The sequence below is a fragment of the Pseudomonas sp. LS.1a genome (genome assembly GCF_022533585.1).
Lineage (GTDB): Bacteria > Pseudomonadota > Gammaproteobacteria > Pseudomonadales > Pseudomonadaceae > Aquipseudomonas.
Genome location: NZ_CP092827.1, coordinates 3,681,027 through 3,698,671 on the forward strand (window position 1 = coordinate 3,681,027; position 17,645 = coordinate 3,698,671).

Below are 17,645 nucleotides of genomic sequence, written 5' to 3' on the forward strand. Positions count from 1 at the left end.
CACGTCCATCGGAGCTAATGCCCCAAGCGCGCTCGTACGCTGGAAGTAGCAACCTAGTAGCAGTGAATCTCCCAGAGCTCTGATGCCTGATCAACAAGCCTTAAGCCACCTACGTGTCCAGGCCCTTAGAACAAGCCACCTAGCGATGACGGCAGCCAATTCATGATCACCAACTCGCCGGTCACCTCCGCCTTGCACTGGCGCTGGTTCGTGTTGCTGTAGCGGATATCCAGGCACTCGAAGTGGAAGCCGTCAAAGGCTCGCCGGATATCCGGGTGGTCGTTGATACTGACCATCACCCTACCCTTGCACCGGCGCATGAAGTCGGCCATACGCTCGTACTCCTCGAACGGAAAATCCACGCCATAGCCAGCGGTCTGCCAATACGGCGGGTCCATGTAGAAAAATGTGTGCGCTCGATCATAGCGCTCGGCGCAATCGAGCCAGGGCAGGTTCTCGACGTAGGTGCCTGCGAGGCGCTGCCACGCGGCAGACAGGTTCTCCTCGATGCGCAGCAGGTTGATGGCCGGCCCGGTGGTCGCGGTACCGAACGTCTGCCCTGTGACCTTGCCGCCGAAGGCATGCTGCAGGTAGAAAAACCGCGCCGCACGTTGGATGTCGGTGAGGGTCTCGGGACGCGTCATCTTCTGCCACTCGAAGATCTGCCTCGAACTGAGTGCCCATTTGAACTGCCGCACGAACTCCTCGAGGTGGTTCTGTACAACGCGGTAGAGGGTAACCAGGTCACCGTTGAGATCGTTCAGCACCTCCACCGGGGCGGGCTGAGGACGCATGAAGTACAACGCGGCTCCGCCGGCGAAGACTTCGACATAGCATTCATGAGGGGGAAAGAGAGGGATCAAGCGGTCGGCCAGGCGGCGTTTGCCACCCATCCAGGGGATGATTGGAGAGGTCATAGGTATGCAAGTCTTTACTGTATGGATAAACAGGTGTTAGGCTCGCCGCGCTTTGTGCACAAGGCAGAGGCCACGGCTGGACTTGCAGGAAGGGTCTGCGGGTTCGGCGGGCCGGGCTGGATGTTGGCGCATCCACCCGGCTCGCCTCTTTTCACTTGGTGACTTCGCGGACGTAGGCCTGGCAGGCCTGCAGCGCGATCAGTCCCCGGTCACCTTCATCGGTGATGGCGACAATTCGTTGAGCATGCGCTCGGTCAAGTTGGGCGCGTACGGCGCCATGTACCACGCCTCCGGAGCCGGCGGCTTCGCGCACCCCACTGTCACAACCCTGGGCGGCAAGGGCTCCGGTATCGACAGGGACTGACAGCCGCAGATCAGCGGTAGCAAGCCGGTCACGCAGACGAGCCTGAGCTTGTTGAGCATCGTTCATTTCCTTCCAGTGCGTTTTGATCTGATCCTGCAGACGAGTCTCTAGGGCGCGGCGCGCATCCTGCTGCTCTGCGAGTTGGTTGAGCGCAGCCGCAGCAGCCTCCTCACGTTCACGGCCGTGCAGGCGATCCTTCTCCGCCAGCTGCTTGCGGTGGTCGTCAGCCTGCTCGGCGAGCTGCTTCCCATAGGCGTTCGCCTGCCATACCCAGGCTGCCCGGGCGCCGATGGCACATGCGAGCACCAAGGTCGCCAAGGCGATCAGCCGACTGCCCCAGGCGATCACTGCAACACCTCGAGGGCTCGCTTATAGATGGCCATGCGATCATCTAGGCCGTTGGTACCGCCGTTGATCCGCTTGGTGATGGCCACCATGTCGCCCTTGTCTGCCAAACTGTTCAGGCCCTCCTTCTGCCAGAACCAGCCGGCCGACATCGATGCATAGACTGGATGCTCGAGCAGCTCCGGTGTATTGAGCAGACGGCTGTCACCGAACAGAGCCTCGCTGCAGGCTTCGTAGTTGAACCGGCCTGTTACCTGGATGAGGCCACGTCCTCGAAAGAGCTGGCCATCTCCATCTGCGTCAGGAGTGTTGCCCAGACGCTGGGCCAGACGCCCGGTGTCGTACTTCGACAGGTACCTGTCATTACCAAGCTCACGCACGTACTGCAGCTGGCCCGACTCATGCCCTATCTGAGCGAGGAAGGCAGCCATACGTAGGCACGTAATAATGCCGAACTTACCCATCGTGGCGTTGAGGCCGGGAACAAAAACGCCGGCTTTCGGGCCGGCGTTCGGGTAGATCTTTTGTAGCTGTTGTACTGAGATAGCCATTCATTTCTCCAATTGCTGCCGCGTGCGGCTATGGGATTACAGCTGCTCAACCCTGAGCGGCTTGTTGTCGTCTTTCTTCTTTTTGCCCGAGGCCTTGACCTTGCCCTTCTTGCCGCCGTTGCACTCCACGGTGGTAGTCCAGCCGCTGGCGGTGAATACCTGCTCGACGCTGTCCACCAGGTACTCGCCATCCAGGCCGACCTTGAAGCCCTGGGCGTTGATCGTGCGTTCAGCAAACAGGTCAGTACGCCCGGCCATTTCCAGGCGCACACCGGCGGTGCTGCGGTTGAACGCCGCCAAGCGCGCCTTGGCGGCCTGCTCGGCGGCAGTCTTGTCGGGATAGATATGGCGGTCGGTATGCACCGGGGGCAGGCCGTCGGGGGCCTCGTCGTTGTCCAGCTGGACCACCTGCAGGGCACCGGTTTTCTTGTCCTGGTGCTGGGTCCGCACAGCCTTTTGCGCGCCGCGATCCCCGAGGCGGAATTGGTAGCGCTCGACCTCGGTTTTGTTGATGGTCACGACCAGCAGAGTCTTGCCGCTGATGCTTTTTCCGCCCTGCCGGGGCATGACCAGCAGCTTGCCCTCAGCCACTTTGGCGGTGCTGTCGTACTGCTTGGCCAGGCGCGTGACGAAGTTGAAGTCCGACTCGTTGCGCTGGTCGACGCGCTCGATCTTGGTGGTCACCGGGCACACCGGCTCCCAGCCGTTGCGCTTGGCCACCTCGTTGACGATTTGCGACAGCGACACGTTTTCCCAGCTACCACTACGTACGGTCTTGCCGCTGCCGCGCATGTCGCTGGCCTTGCCGCGAATGGTCATGGTGTCCGGCGGGCCAGACAGCTGCACCTCGTCGACGGTAAAGGCGCCCATGCGCTTGAGGGGCTGGCCCTCATAGCCCAGCAGCACCTCCACCCGGCCGCCGCGCCCAGGAAGCGCAACAGCCTGGTCGCGGTCGTCAATGCGCAGCTCGAACTCGTCCGACTCCATGCCGGGCTTGTCCGATACCCGCAGTAGCAACAGGCGGTCATTGATCAGCGCGGTAATGTCCTTGCCATCCGCGACGATACGGTACGTCGGTTTCATGCTTGCTCCAGAAATGAAAAACCCCGCACGGGGCGGGGCTCGTTACGCGTAACGCGGGGTTATCGGTCGAACAGCTGCAGCAGCTCCACCGCCGGCGCCGACAGGTCGGGTAGCTGGATCAACAGGCCGGCGCGGTACGGCTGCGCCTCCCTGGCCAGGTCCGGGTTGGCCTCCAGCACCGCCTCGACAGTGCCATTGAGGTGCCCGTAGTGGTGCTGGCAGATCACATCCAGCAAATCCCCGCTAGACGTTCTGCAGGTCGTTGCCATAGCTCACAAACTCCAGGGTGAACCCTTGTTTCCGGGGGATACCACCTGCTAGCAGGTGGCCCTGTTCTTCCTCCACGCTCACCAGGCACCAGTCGCCCAGTACCTCGCCGTAGCCCGTGACCAGCTTCAGCGCCTGCAGGTTGCGGCCGATACTGCGCAGCACGGTCAGCTGCTTAATGCCGCCCTTGTGGTGCGGGAAGATCGCGCCCTTGAGCGTTATCTTTTCCTCACCCAGGCCAACGGCCTGCTGCGCCACACTGCGGCGCAAGCGTTCCTGGCCGGCCCAGCGGAACGACGCCTGCCGGCGCAGTTCGTCAAAGGGCGCTGTGTCCAGGTTGAAGTAATACGGCTGCAGCTTGGGGTCGTGCGGCTGGATGATCAGCAGATGCGGGAACGGCGCGACCGCCTCGGGCAGTGGCGTGGCCGAGCCCAGCAGACCACCCGTGGGCAGGATGTTGGCCAGTGACGGGCTTACCAGACCCGCAACTCGCTTCGCCTCGGCCGTGACCTTGGCCGCCATTGTCTTGAATGTGCCAAGGCGCTCCTGCACCTGGGCGGCACCGGTGACAGCACGGCTATACATCGAAGCCACTTGCCCCACTTGAGACTGGGCCACGTTGATACTGCGCACGATCCGCCCCAGCTTTTCCCCGGCCTCCGGTCCAACAAAGGGGATGTTCTCCAGTTCGGATGCCGCACCCGTGATGCTGCTGACCGCGCCATTGAGCGGGGCCAGCATGCCGTCCATGCCCTTGCGTCCAACCTCCCCCGCTGAAACCAGCCCCGACAGGGAGGATTCCAGTTGCTCCATGTAGGCCATAGGCCCTCCTTAAACGTGCGGTTGATCAAACAGCTGAGCCGAGGCCATGCGCGCCGATGTTTCGCGCTGCCACGCCTCGAACAACTGCCGCAGGGGCGCCTCGATTTCGCGAACAACCTGCGAAGGGTCCTTGACGTCACCTAACACCTCAAACTTGAGGTTGGGAGCAAACGTAAAGGACTGGTCGACCTTCGGCGCCTGGGGCGGGGTCGAAGCGCCCGCCTTGGCTGGCTCGGTCGGTTCGGGCACTCGCGGCGGCACCGGTACCGACTTGGCCGCCATGTCGCGCACCACATCGCCCAACCCTGTCCGCTCCAGGGGCAAACCCTGGTCGACCTTTTGCACCTCAGACTGACCACGCTGCATAACCCTGGTGATGGTCGGCGCAACGCTAACCGGAACCTGCGGCACTTTCTCCAGCTCACGAAGGGCCATCCCAAGCGCCTGCCCAGCATCAACCGGCACAGGCGCGGGCTTGGGCTGGGCCGGCGGTGCGTCAAGCGACAGCGACGGCGAAAAGTCCTCAACCAGCCCGGCCTTGTTGCCTGAAAAGCCACCAACCCCCTCGAACATATCTCGCTTGGCAAAAGCCGGCAGCTGGTCATAGCGGCGCTCAATTTCCTCGTCGCTCATTTCTGCCACCAACCGGGCGGCAGGCTCGGCCGGCTTGCCGGCGTTGCGCACTGCATTACCCACGGCGGGCATTGGTGCCGGCGGCGGCATGGCAACCTTATCTGTGCCACCCACCTCCTGCGCAGGCCTGCCCGCATCGAGCACAGCCGAGGCGGCCGGGCTAGCGGCAGGCTCGGCCGGCTTGCCGGTGTTGCGTACCGCATCACCCACGGCCGGCATTGGTGCCGGAGGCGGCACGGTAACCTTATCGGTGCCCCCAACTTCCAACGCAGGCTTGCCCACATCGGGCACAGCCGAGGCGTCCGGCTTGGCCTCCTGCGGCTCCAGCATTACGCGTAACGCCTCACCTGGTGCCGCCTTTGGCTTGTCTTCCGCCTCGGGCGCATCCTCACCAAACCAGCGCTTACCCAGCCAGCCGCCGACGGACTCGCCGCCGAGGCCACCCAGGACCGCCCCAACAACACCACCCACAGCGGTGCCAATTACCGGCACAATCGAGCCAATCGCCGCGCCGGCTGCCGCACCCGCCATGGCCCCGGCCGTGCCGCCCGCCACACCACCGTAACCCTCGGCCTTCTCGTCTTGGGTTTCGGCATTTAGTGCCACATCGAACACGCCAGGCACCGCATCGATCAGCTTGCCACCAGGCAGCTTGCCCGCGGCCTTGGTGATGCCGCGCACACTGCGCACCATACGTCCCAGGTTGTTCGCCTCGGCAGCACCAGCGAGCGCCGCAAGGCCCGCCGCCGGCACATGCGCCTTGACCGGCGGCGCAGCAGGTGTACCCCGCGCATTGGTCGAGGCTCCTGCTCGGCGCCGACGACGGCGGCGTGCTCTACGGCTGCCGGCCTCTACAGGTGCCGAATTAGCCACGCTACCGCCGAGACGGGCGATAGCGTCAGCGTTAACCACAAACACCCGCTGCGGCTCGCTGTCGCCGATTAGAGTCGAGTCATTACTGGCCGTGGCTCCAAACACCTTGCCCAATGCACCCAAACCGGTATCGAGCACCTTGTTGCCCGTTTTGGGCAGTTCGATAGGCGCCCGCTCACCACGACCAACACTGCCGGCGAAACGCTCCAGGCGACGACCGCGCGCGATGTTGAGCACACCCTTGCCGATCTTGAACGCGCTGGACGCGGTCCGCAGCGCCAGTATGGCCGCCACCGTGCCAGCGATGCCCGCTACGACCGCCGGGAAGGTGTCCGACAGAGAGGTGATGCCACGGGCAACCGCCGTCAGCCCTTTGGCCGCCATGTCGGTGGCCGGGCGGATGGCATCGCCAATGCTGCGCATGGCGTCGTCAGCTGCCTGGACCGTCTCCGCCCACTGCTGGGCCGAGGTTTCGCGGCGCTCGGCCAGGTTCTTGTCGAGGATGCCGCCGACCTTCTGCGCGTTGGCGGAATTGGCCTTCAGTTCCTCATACAAACCCCGGTTTTGTCCGTAGGCGGTCAGCGCCGCCTTGACCTGCATGTCGGCGAAGATATCGCCGGTGCGCAGGGTTTTCTCCAGGGCGTCCAGTGCCGCCCTGGCCTTCTCCGGATCGGCTTCCTTGTCGATGTTAGCCTTGGCCGCCTCGATCTTCTTGGCCTTCTCCGGGTCCGTTTTCTCGACGTACTTCATGGCCAGGGCCATGGACGCCTCAATGACGTTCATACCCTTCTGCAGGCCGGTATTCAGCGAAGCCTGATAATCAATGCCGGCGTCTTTATAGGCCTTGACCACTTCGCCGGAACCGATTTTCTCCATCCAGTTCTTGAGGTTGTTTGCAGCCTCGTCAGAACCGCCGGCGGTCTTCATCTGCACCTGCAGCATGGAGCCCAGCGAAGTCACCGCATCCAGCCCGGTGATGCCGCTCTTCTCCATGCCGGCCAACAGCTGCGGGAACCACTTGGCCATGTCGCTGGCCTCGAAGCTACCCGCCTGGCCCTGATAGGCGATGGCCTCCAGCGCCTGCTGCATGACCTTCGGGTCGCTGATCTTGGCGTTTTGCTCAAGCGCCTGGATCATTGACGCCGTGTCGACGCCCGAGGCGCCTTGACCGACGGCGAACTTGGCCGCCACCGGCGCATAGGCCAGCGCTTTATCCAGCTCCATGCCAGCGCCGACCAGCTGGTTGACCAGGGCGGCCACGTCGTTGCGCGCCATTCCGGTGTCAGCGGCCGTGCCGATCACCGTTCGGGTTAGCTGTTGTTCCTGGGGCTTGTTGACAATGTCAGCCTTGATCGCAATGTCGCGGATGATTGCCTGGTAATTCGCGCTGATCATCGTCGGCGCAGCGACAGCAGCCGTGGCCGCCACTGCCTTCCCTACGTTCGACTTGAGCGATTCCTTGCCCGCCTGCAGCTGCTGGTGTCCCTTCATCTGCAGACTGGCGGCACGAGCTTCGCGGCCAAGTCGCTGATACTCACGCTTAAGCCGCCCGACCTCGACGCCCTGGTTGCGCAGCGCCTCAAGGTTGCCGTTCAGCTTGCGCAACAGCTTGTCGGCGCCGGCGGCACCACTGTCGTGGGCGCGCTTCCACTCCTCGCGCAGCTTGATGGTTTCGCCAATCGTGCTTTTCAGCACCTTGGCTCTGTTGCCCTTGGCCTCCAACCTCTGGATGCCGTTTTCCACCGTTTTGAATGCGGCGCCTACCGATGAGGCGACCGTGCCGCCGATCACCAGCGCTAACGCTAGTTTGTTCGCCACCGGAGCCCCCTATGCAAAGCTCAATCTGTAAGCCACCAGACCACGTCGACATAGGACATGGTCATGATTTCCTCGGCCGAGAAATTCAGCTCGGCCGCCAGTCGCTTGGCGGCGGCCTTCATGCTTTCGGGATTACAGTTCGTCCTCTCGCACCAGAAAGGTGTAACCGGTCGAGATACGGTTGTAATCCTTGTAGGTCAGGCCCTCCAGGTCCTTGATACTGACCTCGGCCAAGGAGGCGAACAGGTTCAGTTCGCGTTGCTCGTCGTCGCCATCCGAGGTCTGGCTGGACATGCGCATATCGCGCACGGTCGGCGCGCGCAGGGTGATGGTATCCACCTTGATGCCGTTCATTTCGCTCGGCTTGGTCAGGGTGATGGTGACGTTTTCAGCGGTCAGCTTGAGGTACTTCGGTGCTGGCTTGCTCATGACTCGGAATCCTTGAATCTGAAAAGAATGCGGAAAGGTTGCTGGGATTACAGGCCGAGGTCGCGGCGCTGGCTGGCCAACTGGTCGACGCCGTTGATGACGCGCTTCATCGCCACGGGATCGATCTCATAGATGACCTCACCGCCGACCTCGAGCTTGTAATAGGTCAACGCCACAGCGTGCTTGAACTCGGCCTTGTCGCCCGGCTTCCAGTCCCCCATATCCAGCTCCTTCAGGGTGCCGCGCTGAGTGACGATGACCGCTTTGGTTTCGCCCTTCTGGCCCTTGAACGACCCCCGGAAAGTGCCGTTGAAGGCGTTACCGTCAGCCAGGCCGAAAAATTTCAGCGACTCTTTGCGCACGCCAGTGGTGGTGAAGTTGGACTCCATCTTGTCCATGCCCACATCCATCTCAATCGGCATATCCATGCCACCGGGCCGGTGCTCCTCCATTTTTAGCGTGAGCTTGGGCAGGGTCAGGCTGGGAACATCGCCCTGGAAGCTGACGCCGTCCACAAACAGGTTCATGTTGGCCAGAATCTCGGGAATCATTGCCATGTGATGCGCTCCTTACGCGACTTGGTCGAGGACTTCGGTCAGCCATTGATTGGTGACCTCGATGCGGAAGTTGGGGTTTTCGGCCGGTGGAACATCGGTGAAACGGATGTTCCAGTACACCTTGCCCTGCTCCAGCTGGCTGGCCGTGTTGAGCACCGGGTCGGCGTAAACCTCGAAGTTGATGATTGCGCCCTGGGCTTTCAGGTCGCGCATGAAGGCCTGCAAGCCTTCGGTTACATCGCGGATATAGGTCGAGGTAATGCCCCGGTCCACCGCCCACTTGTGGCCGTACAGGATCGCGTCCATGACCATGTCCATGGTTCGCACGCGGGTGACGAACGCCCACTTCGGATCGCTCGACAGCGTGCGGTTACCCCATAGGCGGAATCCGTCATCACGGATGATGGTCGCGATATTGGCGTTGTTGAGCAGGTTGGCCCGGCACGTCTCGTCGCCGTCCAGATACTCGATGGCGCGGGTAGTGCCGGTGATGCCGACGAACTCTTTGTTCGATGGCGAGGACCAGAAGCCATACTCACTGTCGGTCCAGGCAAACACGCCGGCAGCCCAGGCCGAGGCCGGCGCGTCGATGGTCGCGTTGGTAGCGGTGTCCCACACCTGCACGCCCGGGTCGACCATGTAAATGCGCTTGGAGCCGAACGACTTGGCGTAGGCGGTGGCCGCCTCGTCAGTAGTGTTGGGGCCGTCGATGATCGCTACGGCGCGCAGCTTGGCCGCAATGGAGTCCATGGCGGTGGCCACCGCCAGGGTCGCGCTGTGCTTGGGCGCGACGATCAGGCGCGGTTGGGCATTGAAACGGCTCTTGCCGTCCAGCAGCGCCTGCAGGCCGGTACGCTTGCCGCTGGCCTGCACCCCGCCAATGATCGCGGAAGTCTGCGCGGCCGCGTCGGCCACCTTGGTCACCCCCGAAGCAACGATGACGGCCTTGGAACGCGCATAGATCGCCCGGCAGGCCTTGGTGATGGCAGCGTCGGCACCGAACGCGGCGACGGCCTCGCGCTCGTTGGTAATCAGTAACAAGTCGCCGACCTTGGCCGAGACGTTCGCGCCCTCGGTAAAGGTGTCGACCAGGCCGATGATCGAGGAAGACGGCAGCGCGACATTGCGCGCGCCGGTGTCGACGTTCGTTACGGTAACGCCGTGAAAAAATCCAGCCATGGGATAGCTCCAAAAGAATGGGCCGCACGCGGCGGCCCAACAGAAACGAAAACGCCCCGAAAACGGGGCGCTCAAGGGAATGCGGCGAGGGGGTCAGACGGCGCCCGGCACGCTCGCACGGATGGCGTTGATCGCCTCGTCGGCGTAGGTTTCAGCCTGCGCATGGGTAGTCGCCTTGAGCACCTCGACATTGCCTTTGAGGCGGGCTGCACGGATTGCGCAAACAGCCGTGTGCCACGCCTGCGCCTCCTGCAGGATCGACTCGGCCGCGTCCATGGGCTCGACGCCCTGGGCATCGACCACGGCCTGTACGGTCAATGGCACCTCACCGTCGTAACCCGCCAGCTTGAAGGCCTTCGCCTCGCTCTCGGCCAGCTGGTTCTCGATGGCGCGCAGCGGATCGCCCAGCACCGCTGCCAGCGCCTGGTCGGCCGCCTTCTCGATCTGCTGCTGGGCCACCAGCAGCGCCGCGCCAATGGGAAGCGCCTCGAAGTCGAAGCCGTTGTAGTTGGTCTCGCCGTAAACGACGTTCAAAAAGGTTTTTTGCATGATCGACTCACAGGCTCGACAGGTTGGTGATGATGTGGCCCAAATCCTTGGCCAGGGTGCCCGCTGCGATACCCACGAACAGCGAGCCATTGAGGGCCGAAGGCACCGCCGTACCGGTCATCGACAACGCAATAAGTGCCGAGCCCGGCCCGATCAGCCTGCCCCGGAAAGTACCGCGCAGCTCCAGCGTGCAGTTGTACATGCGCACCTGCATAAGGATCGGGGCCGATGAGCCGCTGGCAAAAGCGAGCGCGTAATAGGCACTCAGATCACCGGCGCTCGAGGCCGGGAGACTGACCGTCACGTTAAGCAACTGCAGGGTCGAGCCGTTCGACATCCAGAACGACCCCATGCGAGTCAGCTGGTCGCTGCCCTCCGGCAGAAACTCATTGCAAATCAGCTTTCGCCCCGACCCAGCCACACCTGCAACGATCAACTGACGACCTGCAGTGGTGATGCTCTTATCGAGTACATAGTCCCTGGCCAGCCACGCCGTAACCCGCCCGCCGTCAGGGGTTGCATCGACCGCCCGCTGCAGGGTCTTGAACGGGCTGGCCTCGGTGCCGACCGCGTTGTCGTCGCCCAGCTGCGAGTCCACCCAGTAGGCACGAACAATCGACGGTGCTGCCGCGACCGCTGCCGACACGGCAGCGTCAATCGCAGCCTTTTTGCCGCCGAAATAGTCGATCAGCTTGTTGTTTGCCGCGACCAGCGCAGCGATTTCAGTTTCAAGGCTCATGGTTATGATCCGTACAAGTGTTGGACAACGGTGTATTGAAGGGCCATCAGGCCGGTGGCATTGGCTACCGTCGCGCTCAGCAAGCTGTCGCGCGTTTCGGTGGCGGTTTTCTCGGCAGCAGTCATACGCTCCAGCAGGCCGCTGATTTGCTCTTCTGCAATGCGCTGCAGGCGCTCCTGATTAACCAAGCGGTCTTGCTGCACCAGGGTACGCAGCTGCTCGGCAATGAGCGCCGTGGCCTGCACGGCCAAGGGTTCGGCCAGCGTCAGGTTGAGGCCGGCGGCCGTGCTGGTGATGGTCACGCTGTCCGCCGGCAGCGCAGCCAGTGACAGGTCGTAGGCCAGCAGCAGGTCGATGTTGGCGGCCTTGTAGGCCAGCGCCTCGGTCAGGTGCGACCAGACCGCCAACAGGGTGCCGTCGCTGAGGAAAATCCCGACCTCGCGCACCCAGTACGCTGTCGCGCCATCGGCGACAGCGGTCAGGTGCAACAGCGTGCTACTCAGCTTCTCGCCGCTGGAAATCGGAAAGCGCGCCACCTCGTTGCGCAGGGTCTTCTGCTCGGCGCTCGGGGTGTAGGCCTGGCTGCCCAAGGCGATTTGGCTAATCTCGGCCGAGAGGCCGGTTTTCGTCGCCGTCAGGATCGCCGCCAAGCCGGCCTTGGTGATGACAGGTTGCAAGCCTGTGCTCATAGAACAGCCTCCATGTAGCCCCGCACGACCGTGCGCACCTGCGCCGCGTTGGCCACCAGCGGGGCACCTTCTGCTTGAATGGGTACGCCCTGCGCCTCGGCAAATTGCCGGAACACGCTGGACGCGTTGAGCGCATTGGCAAACAGCACCGTCTGCGCCATCGGGTCGAAGGGCACCGCCTGGGCATCCATGGATCGATGCTGCACGGCCCGCGCCTGGAAGGCGTTACCCAGCACCAGGCCGCCATTGAAGCGCGCTCCCAGCCGAAACTCGTAATGGCTTCGCTCATTCTTCGCCGCGTCGACCAGGGCACGCAGGCGCGCGCCCAGCTCGGGCGAGATAATCGAACCCTCGCCCTCCCGGTTGTCATTGGCCCAGGCCGTGACCTGGAATGTGTACGGGGCGGCATTCGGTATCTGGTGCCACTCCTTAAACTCCGCATTGACCCGCACTGCCTTGAGCACCCGCCGGATTGCGCCGACGGTGCCCTTGGTCTTGTGAACAGGAATCGCCTCGCGGCTCAGCGCGCGGCGCTGGTCATCGGTGTAAGCGGCCTCCCAGCCGTCGACCTTGAGCGCCCAGCCCAGCCAGGGCAGGAAGTTGGGCGGGCAGCGTGCCGAGTCGGCCACACCCCGGATGATGTCCGGGTCCACACCCATCTCGCCGGCACGTTCCAGCGAGCGCTCCAGCAGCGTGGCGTTGTGCGGTAACAGGCTCATGTGACCACCTTGGTGGTCAAGGCAATGGACGTGGCGCGCGGATAATGCCGCTTGTCACACACCACCCCTTCCACCGGCTTGACCAAGTCGACACGGCTGATTCCCGTTACGTGTAACGCCGCGTAGGCAGCCGATACGGGCAGCTGCCCCTCCAGCCGACGCGCGGCGGCAATGGCCTTGTCCAGGCTGGCCCTGGCTGCAGCAAGGACAACGTCAGGGTCTGGCCCGTCTTCCACCCACAGCACCGCCTCCACCTGGAAGTCGCTAGGGATGCCTCCCTGCACGCGGGGCCGATCCGTCACCGGGCGCACATCCTCGGCCGACAGCGCTTTGAGGACGGTGGCCACCAGTTGCGCCTCGGGCACGGAGCTTGCCGGTCGGGCCAAAACCGCCAGCGACACATCGCCAGGCAGCGGATTGGCCAAGCCGGCGTCGTAGTCACAGACCACGACAATGGCCCCGGCCGGCAGCTGCGCCTTAACCGCGGCTGGCACCGCCACCCCGGAAAACCGGGGCGAATCGACCGAAACGTGCACCAGCTCGGCCGATGAACTCAGCGCGTGATACTCGTATGCCCCGCTGCTGCCGGCGACAGACAGCGCCTCCAGCGACAGGCGCGTGCGGTAGCGCAGCGCCTCGTCGTCTTCCATCACTGCCTCCACCGGCGGCACCGCGTCGGGGTCAGCCGCGCGAATGGTCAAGCGCTGCACACCGTAGTCGGCCGCGCGGTTGTCCAGGTCAGCGCGCTTGGCGTAGGCCAGCAAGCTAGCCTTGGCCGCCGCGTTGACACGGGCACGCATGACCAGCTCACGGTAGGCCATGACCTCCATCAGCTTGACCACCGGGTCGGACTCGAGCAGCGCGGTCCACTGGTCGCGCATATGGGCGCGGAAGATGCCTAACACCTCCTGATACAGCGTCTCGAACTCCAAGGTTTCCACCACATCGGGCGGGGGCAGTAAAGACAGGTCAATCATGCGCTCACCTCCACAACGGCTGAGCTACCCAGGTACTGGCCTGTCAGCAACAGCCCGATCTGGCCATCCAGCACCGAAACGACCTTGACCCGCTCCAGCTGTAGGCGCGGTTCCCAGCGCCCCAGGGCGCGGGCGACCTCGGCCTGCACAGCGCTTTTCCAGCCCTCGTTAACCGGCAGGTCGACAAAGCGGCGCAGGTTACAGCCGTATTCAGGCCGCATCCGGCGGGTACCCAGGGGCGTGGTCAGGATGTCCTCAATCGACTGTTTCAGATGATCAAGGCCGGTGGATTTCTGGCCGGTCCTGCGGTCCAGGCCAATCATGCTTAGCCGTCCAGCTGCTGCAGGTCGGCATGGCTACGCAGGAATGCCAGCGCCTCTGCGTCGCCGGCCTGGACGGTAACGCGGCCGGCCCGCACCTTGAACTCGCGCAGGTCATCACCGGCCTGCAGGAACAGCGAGCGCGAGGTGAAAACGCGGTCGGTGAAGGTCACGCCGGCCGGCTCAGCGGCTGCAACGACGGTGTCGGTGCCGTCGGCACCAGGTACAACTGCGGACTCGGCCGCATCCGTTGCCGCGTCAGTCTCGGCGGTTTTCTTGACTGCCATATGTGATGCTCCAGAAAAGACAAAGCCCGCGAATGCGGGCTGTCAGTGCTTGTGGTTCGCCGTGTTACCGGCGGTGTCGATGATTTTGCCGAGGCCGAAGATGTCGCCCGTTACGCGTAACGGCCCGACAATCTCCACGCTGCCTTCCAGGGTGATGACTGGCGCCTTGGCCTTGATCGCGGCCGACTCGGCGTTGATCGCGGCGCCGGTGATAACCGCCTTGCTACTGCCGACCTCGATGTTGACCGTGCCGTTGGGCAGCTTGATGGTGTAGCTATTGGCCGCCCAGTCGTAGACCAGGGAGCCGCCATCGTCGAACCGCCACACCTCGACATGATCGCGATTGTCCGGCGGCGGGCCGGCGTTGCCGTACAGCCCAGGAACGAACGTCCCTTGCGCAGGCTCGCCACTCGGACTCACCAGCACGCCCTGCTCGCTCAGGCTCGGCGCACGCCAGTGGCGGGCCTTGCCAGCGGCGATGGCATGCCAGCGCACCCAAGCGCTCGTCCAGTCGCCGCCGTCAGTGACCCGCACCCTGGCGGCGACCAGATCGACCGCCACGACGTAACAGGGGATCACCAGTCCAGCCAGCATGCGGTCCGTCTGTGCGGCCGCATAACTCATGCCAGCGCCTCCGGCTCTTGATAACGGTCCTCGTTGCCGGGGCCACTGTCCGGGTCGAAAGCGAACTTCACTGGGCCGGGCTCTCGGGGCCACGGCCACTCCTCTTCGCCCAGGTAGATGATCTGCGTCCATTCGACGACCCAAACCGCGAAGCTATCCAGCTCAGGACGGCTCCAATCGCGCTCTGCCCGCACGAACTCCGCGAACTCAACCAGAAGGCCCCAGGACTGCATTCGCAATAGCACCGCCAGCTGCGCCGCAACGAATGCTGCGATATGCAGGCAGTTGGGTTCCTCCTGCCCCACGATGACCCGCGCCTCGAAACGAGCCTCGACTGCGACCTCGCCCGTGCCAGGATCCTTGTCGGCGTCCCCAAACCCAACCAGCTCAAGCACCACCGCTGGTGGGGTGACCACTTGGATACCCTCCGGCATGGTCCCGACATAGGCCAGGCCGGGGATCGCCTTCTTGATGTGTTCCTCAATAGCGGTGTACACCGCACCGAGCGGAATCGGCCCGTCATCCATTGCCTGTCCTCCGTAGGTATTTCTGCAGCTCGAAGTTCAGCTCCTGCTCCATCACCACCAGCAGCCGTTCATGCGCTCGATTGGTCCAGGCCTCAAAATGCGGCCGGGCTTCCTCCAGCGAGATCTTGGCCTTGGCCAAGGGGAAGCGACTGTCGTTCTCGGCAACCCAACCCGTCCGGCGCCCTCCCCGACCTGAAACCTCACTGTCGGGGTAGTCCTTCGCATCGAAGTGCTTGCTGGCCGTGCGGATCCAGATATCCGGGTTACCGCCATAAACCCGCTTGAAGAAAGCGCCCTTGTAGCGACGACCAGCAACCGAAACGCCCGTACGGGACTGCCGGGGCCGGCCTGCTCGGCTGGCTTCAATGGGGTTGATGCCAAACCACAGCCGCCCCTGGCCATTGCTGGACACAGGGAAAGCTTTAAGGCGCTGCCTCACCGCAGCAATGGCGATCCGCTCCTGCCGGCCCACATCGCGAGCGATATGCGTACGGAGCCAGCGAAGCACCTTGTTCACAGCCCTTCGCTGAGCCGCCGCCACCGCCTTGGGTACCAGCTTCGCGAAGTCCTTGAAGCCCTTCACGTCCTGCGGGTTAGCCTGCAACGAGATCAACCCGCTGCTGGCCGACTGCTTGTGGTAGCTGCCCACACTCATAACGACTTCCTCAGAATGAGCGTCACCAGGCCGTCGCCACCCGGCTCGATGCTAGTGATGAGGTAGTTGCCGCCGCCATCCTCTTGGGGCACGCCGAAGAACACCTTGTGCTTCACTTCGATGCCGATGTTGTCCTGTACGCGGATGACCAGATGGGGCTCACGCAACGCGGTCCTTATCTGGCCGACCTTGGGCTGCAGCCAAGGGGCTGAGAACATCCCCAGCACCTCACGCCCCTCGATCAGCACCGTATCGCCCAGGATCTCGAACACCGTGGCGTCGACGTCGGTTATCAGGTCCCGGAACGCCATGGTCAGAGCTTCAAGCGGAGAATGGCGCGAGGACGGGTCACCAGGTGTAGCGGGTTGGACTGGGCCTCACCGGCCACACCCTTCTTGAACGGCATCATTTCCACCTGGCTGTAGTACGGCAGGCCCTCGGTGTTGACCGTGTCCATGTAGTCAGCCGGCGCGAAGCGGGTGATGCACAGGCCGGGCACACCTTCTGGGACCAGACGCGCCTCGTCGTCCGCGACAAAGGCGATACCGCCAACCTTGCCCCGGTAGCGCTCCCAGGTGATGCCGCCGAACTCGAAAGTTTCGCGACCGTCAGCCCGCAACGCTGCAGCGTACTGAGTGCCCTCGTAGGTTTTCGCGACGCTCTTGTGCCCGATCAGCGCTCGCCAGAAGTTCTTCCCGCAGAAGGCCCGAGCACCACTGGTGGTGGCAGCACCCAAGGCTTCCTCTTGGGCATCCAGCGCATCCACGCACTTCACCCGAACATTGGTGTCCGGATTGGCCAGCTCCATCGGGATCTCGATAGGAGCGAGGCCGAAGCGGGCATAGATATCAAGCAGCACAGTCTTGCCGTCCGCATCCAGCACGTAGCCGTTCAACGCGCCCATGCGATGGAATTCATGGGTGGCATCCAGTTGTCGACGGGCCTTCGCCAGGCGCTTATTGACCACATCCTGCACCGCCTGCAGCTCAGTTTGCTCACCGAAGGCGCGGATGCCCTGAATTTCGTCCGCCTTGATGGCGAAGCGCTCGGGCAGGTGAACGGTGTTGAATGGCAGCAGGATCCGCTTGCTACCGTTGACTACCAGCCCCGAAGTACCCCGCTCGCCCGCCGGCACCAGCGCAAGAGTTTCTCCGTCCTTCTCGACCTGCACGGTCACCGTGGTCACGCCCTCCTCCTCGAACAGCCCCAGTTCGGCAAGGCGCCCAGGCACGAAAGGCTGCTCGTTGATCGCCACAGTAAGCGCAGGAACCGAGAAAGCGTTGTCTTCAAAAATATCGATGTCAGCCATGAAGGCCCTCCAGAAATGCAAAACCCCGCACTAGGCGGGGCTGTAAAAGGGTTGGCTCGCTGTCAGCGAACGATGATGAATTGCGCCGCCAGGGCTTTCTCGGCATCGAGATCGAGGCCGGTCAGCAGCCCCTCGCTCACCTCGGCCAAGCGCACTACCGCGCGCCCGCGCCGGGCTACGTCCGATTCGCCAACGGACGCAAACAAGATGCACTTGGCCGTCTCGCTGCCGTCAGCGGCCTCTGGGTTGTACGGAGCGAATTGGCCGGAGGCAGTGAGCTGCCCAAGAAGCTGGCCGGCTACCAAGGCAGCACCAGGCGCCAGCTCAATGACTTCGCGGGAGATCTTTCCTGCGCCCTCGGACAGCAGGAATTCACCGGCATGCACCGGTTCCACATAGGTTTTGCTCATGC

23 protein-coding genes are annotated in these 17,645 nt (G+C 63.4%); all 23 read right to left on the reverse strand.

Annotation, left to right across the window (positions count from 1 at the left end):
* Positions 1-125: 125 nt before the first annotated feature.
* The 23 genes from MKK04_RS17100 to MKK04_RS17210 all read right to left on the reverse strand — a co-directional run bounded on the left by MKK04_RS17100 (position 126) and on the right by MKK04_RS17210 (position 17,643).
* On the reverse strand, positions 126-917 hold the full coding sequence (locus MKK04_RS17100; RefSeq protein ID WP_241105784.1) for a DNA adenine methylase: 792 nt from the start codon (positions 915-917) through the stop codon (positions 126-128).
* A 151-nt stretch (positions 918-1,068) separates the two neighbouring features.
* Positions 1,069-1,629 carry a lysis protein gene (locus tag MKK04_RS17105; RefSeq protein ID WP_241105785.1) on the reverse strand — a complete coding sequence of 187 codons (561 nt, stop codon included), beginning with the start codon at positions 1,627-1,629 and terminating at the stop codon, positions 1,069-1,071.
* The gene (locus MKK04_RS17110; RefSeq protein ID WP_241105786.1) at positions 1,626-2,177 is read right to left on the reverse strand and encodes a glycoside hydrolase family 19 protein; all 552 of its coding nucleotides are present in this window, start codon (positions 2,175-2,177) and stop codon (positions 1,626-1,628) included. Before MKK04_RS17110 ends, MKK04_RS17105 begins: the two co-directional genes overlap by 4 nt.
* Positions 2,178-2,213: 36 nt before the next feature.
* Entirely contained in the window at positions 2,214-3,260 is a 1,047-nt protein-coding gene (locus tag MKK04_RS17115) for a phage late control D family protein (protein ID WP_241105787.1), read from the reverse strand.
* Between the two features lie 59 nt (positions 3,261-3,319).
* The gene (locus MKK04_RS17120; protein ID WP_241105788.1) at positions 3,320-3,529 is read right to left on the reverse strand and encodes a tail protein X; all 210 of its coding nucleotides are present in this window, start codon (positions 3,527-3,529) and stop codon (positions 3,320-3,322) included.
* Positions 3,504-4,349 carry a phage tail protein gene (locus MKK04_RS17125; protein ID WP_241105789.1) on the reverse strand — a complete coding sequence of 282 codons (846 nt, stop codon included), beginning with the start codon at positions 4,347-4,349 and terminating at the stop codon, positions 3,504-3,506. The genes MKK04_RS17120 and MKK04_RS17125 overlap by 26 nt, the downstream gene beginning before the upstream one ends.
* 9 nt (positions 4,350-4,358) lie before the next feature.
* The gene (locus MKK04_RS17130) at positions 4,359-7,673 is read right to left on the reverse strand and encodes a phage tail tape measure protein (protein ID WP_241105790.1); all 3,315 of its coding nucleotides are present in this window, start codon (positions 7,671-7,673) and stop codon (positions 4,359-4,361) included.
* A gap of 132 nt (positions 7,674-7,805) precedes the next feature.
* Positions 7,806-8,102 carry a phage tail assembly protein gene (locus tag MKK04_RS17135; RefSeq protein WP_241105791.1) on the reverse strand — a complete coding sequence of 99 codons (297 nt, stop codon included), beginning with the start codon at positions 8,100-8,102 and terminating at the stop codon, positions 7,806-7,808.
* Positions 8,103-8,149: 47 nt separating this feature from the next.
* The gene (locus MKK04_RS17140) at positions 8,150-8,659 is read right to left on the reverse strand and encodes a phage major tail tube protein (RefSeq protein WP_241105792.1); all 510 of its coding nucleotides are present in this window, start codon (positions 8,657-8,659) and stop codon (positions 8,150-8,152) included.
* Between the two features lie 12 nt (positions 8,660-8,671).
* Positions 8,672-9,838 carry a phage tail sheath subtilisin-like domain-containing protein gene (locus tag MKK04_RS17145; protein WP_179028024.1) on the reverse strand — a complete coding sequence of 389 codons (1,167 nt, stop codon included), beginning with the start codon at positions 9,836-9,838 and terminating at the stop codon, positions 8,672-8,674.
* A 93-nt stretch (positions 9,839-9,931) separates the two neighbouring features.
* Positions 9,932-10,387: a hypothetical protein gene (locus MKK04_RS17150; protein WP_241105793.1), complete on the reverse strand. Its 456-nt coding sequence runs from the start codon at positions 10,385-10,387 to the stop codon at positions 9,932-9,934.
* A gap of 7 nt (positions 10,388-10,394) precedes the next feature.
* Positions 10,395-11,126 carry a hypothetical protein gene (locus MKK04_RS17155; RefSeq protein ID WP_241105794.1) on the reverse strand — a complete coding sequence of 244 codons (732 nt, stop codon included), beginning with the start codon at positions 11,124-11,126 and terminating at the stop codon, positions 10,395-10,397.
* A 2-nt stretch (positions 11,127-11,128) separates the two neighbouring features.
* Complete coding sequence (locus tag MKK04_RS17160; protein WP_241105795.1) at positions 11,129-11,815, reverse strand: phage tail-collar fiber domain-containing protein; 687 nt, start codon at positions 11,813-11,815, stop codon at positions 11,129-11,131.
* A complete protein-coding gene (locus MKK04_RS17165; protein WP_241105796.1) occupies positions 11,812-12,534 on the reverse strand; it encodes a phage tail protein I in 723 nt (240 codons plus the stop codon). Before MKK04_RS17165 ends, MKK04_RS17160 begins: the two co-directional genes overlap by 4 nt.
* Positions 12,531-13,511, reverse strand: coding sequence for a baseplate assembly protein (locus MKK04_RS17170; protein WP_241105797.1), 981 nt, complete (start codon positions 13,509-13,511; stop codon positions 12,531-12,533). The genes MKK04_RS17165 and MKK04_RS17170 overlap by 4 nt, the downstream gene beginning before the upstream one ends.
* A complete protein-coding gene (locus MKK04_RS17175) occupies positions 13,508-13,834 on the reverse strand; it encodes a GPW/gp25 family protein (protein WP_241105798.1) in 327 nt (108 codons plus the stop codon). The genes MKK04_RS17170 and MKK04_RS17175 overlap by 4 nt, the downstream gene beginning before the upstream one ends.
* A gap of 2 nt (positions 13,835-13,836) precedes the next feature.
* Positions 13,837-14,118, reverse strand: coding sequence for a hypothetical protein (locus tag MKK04_RS17180; RefSeq protein ID WP_241105799.1), 282 nt, complete (start codon positions 14,116-14,118; stop codon positions 13,837-13,839).
* Between the two features lie 42 nt (positions 14,119-14,160).
* Positions 14,161-14,742: a phage baseplate assembly protein V gene (locus tag MKK04_RS17185; RefSeq protein WP_241105800.1), complete on the reverse strand. Its 582-nt coding sequence runs from the start codon at positions 14,740-14,742 to the stop codon at positions 14,161-14,163.
* The gene (locus MKK04_RS17190; RefSeq protein ID WP_241105801.1) at positions 14,739-15,269 is read right to left on the reverse strand and encodes a hypothetical protein; all 531 of its coding nucleotides are present in this window, start codon (positions 15,267-15,269) and stop codon (positions 14,739-14,741) included. Before MKK04_RS17190 ends, MKK04_RS17185 begins: the two co-directional genes overlap by 4 nt.
* A complete protein-coding gene (locus tag MKK04_RS17195; protein ID WP_241105802.1) occupies positions 15,262-15,924 on the reverse strand; it encodes a hypothetical protein in 663 nt (220 codons plus the stop codon). The genes MKK04_RS17190 and MKK04_RS17195 overlap by 8 nt, the downstream gene beginning before the upstream one ends.
* The gene (locus MKK04_RS17200) at positions 15,921-16,235 is read right to left on the reverse strand and encodes a head-tail joining protein (RefSeq protein WP_019096804.1); all 315 of its coding nucleotides are present in this window, start codon (positions 16,233-16,235) and stop codon (positions 15,921-15,923) included. Before MKK04_RS17200 ends, MKK04_RS17195 begins: the two co-directional genes overlap by 4 nt.
* Positions 16,236-16,237: 2 nt before the next feature.
* A complete protein-coding gene (locus MKK04_RS17205; RefSeq protein ID WP_241105803.1) occupies positions 16,238-17,233 on the reverse strand; it encodes a major capsid protein in 996 nt (331 codons plus the stop codon).
* A gap of 62 nt (positions 17,234-17,295) precedes the next feature.
* Entirely contained in the window at positions 17,296-17,643 is a 348-nt protein-coding gene (locus MKK04_RS17210) for a head decoration protein (protein WP_019096806.1), read from the reverse strand.
* Positions 17,644-17,645: the final 2 nt, after the last annotated feature.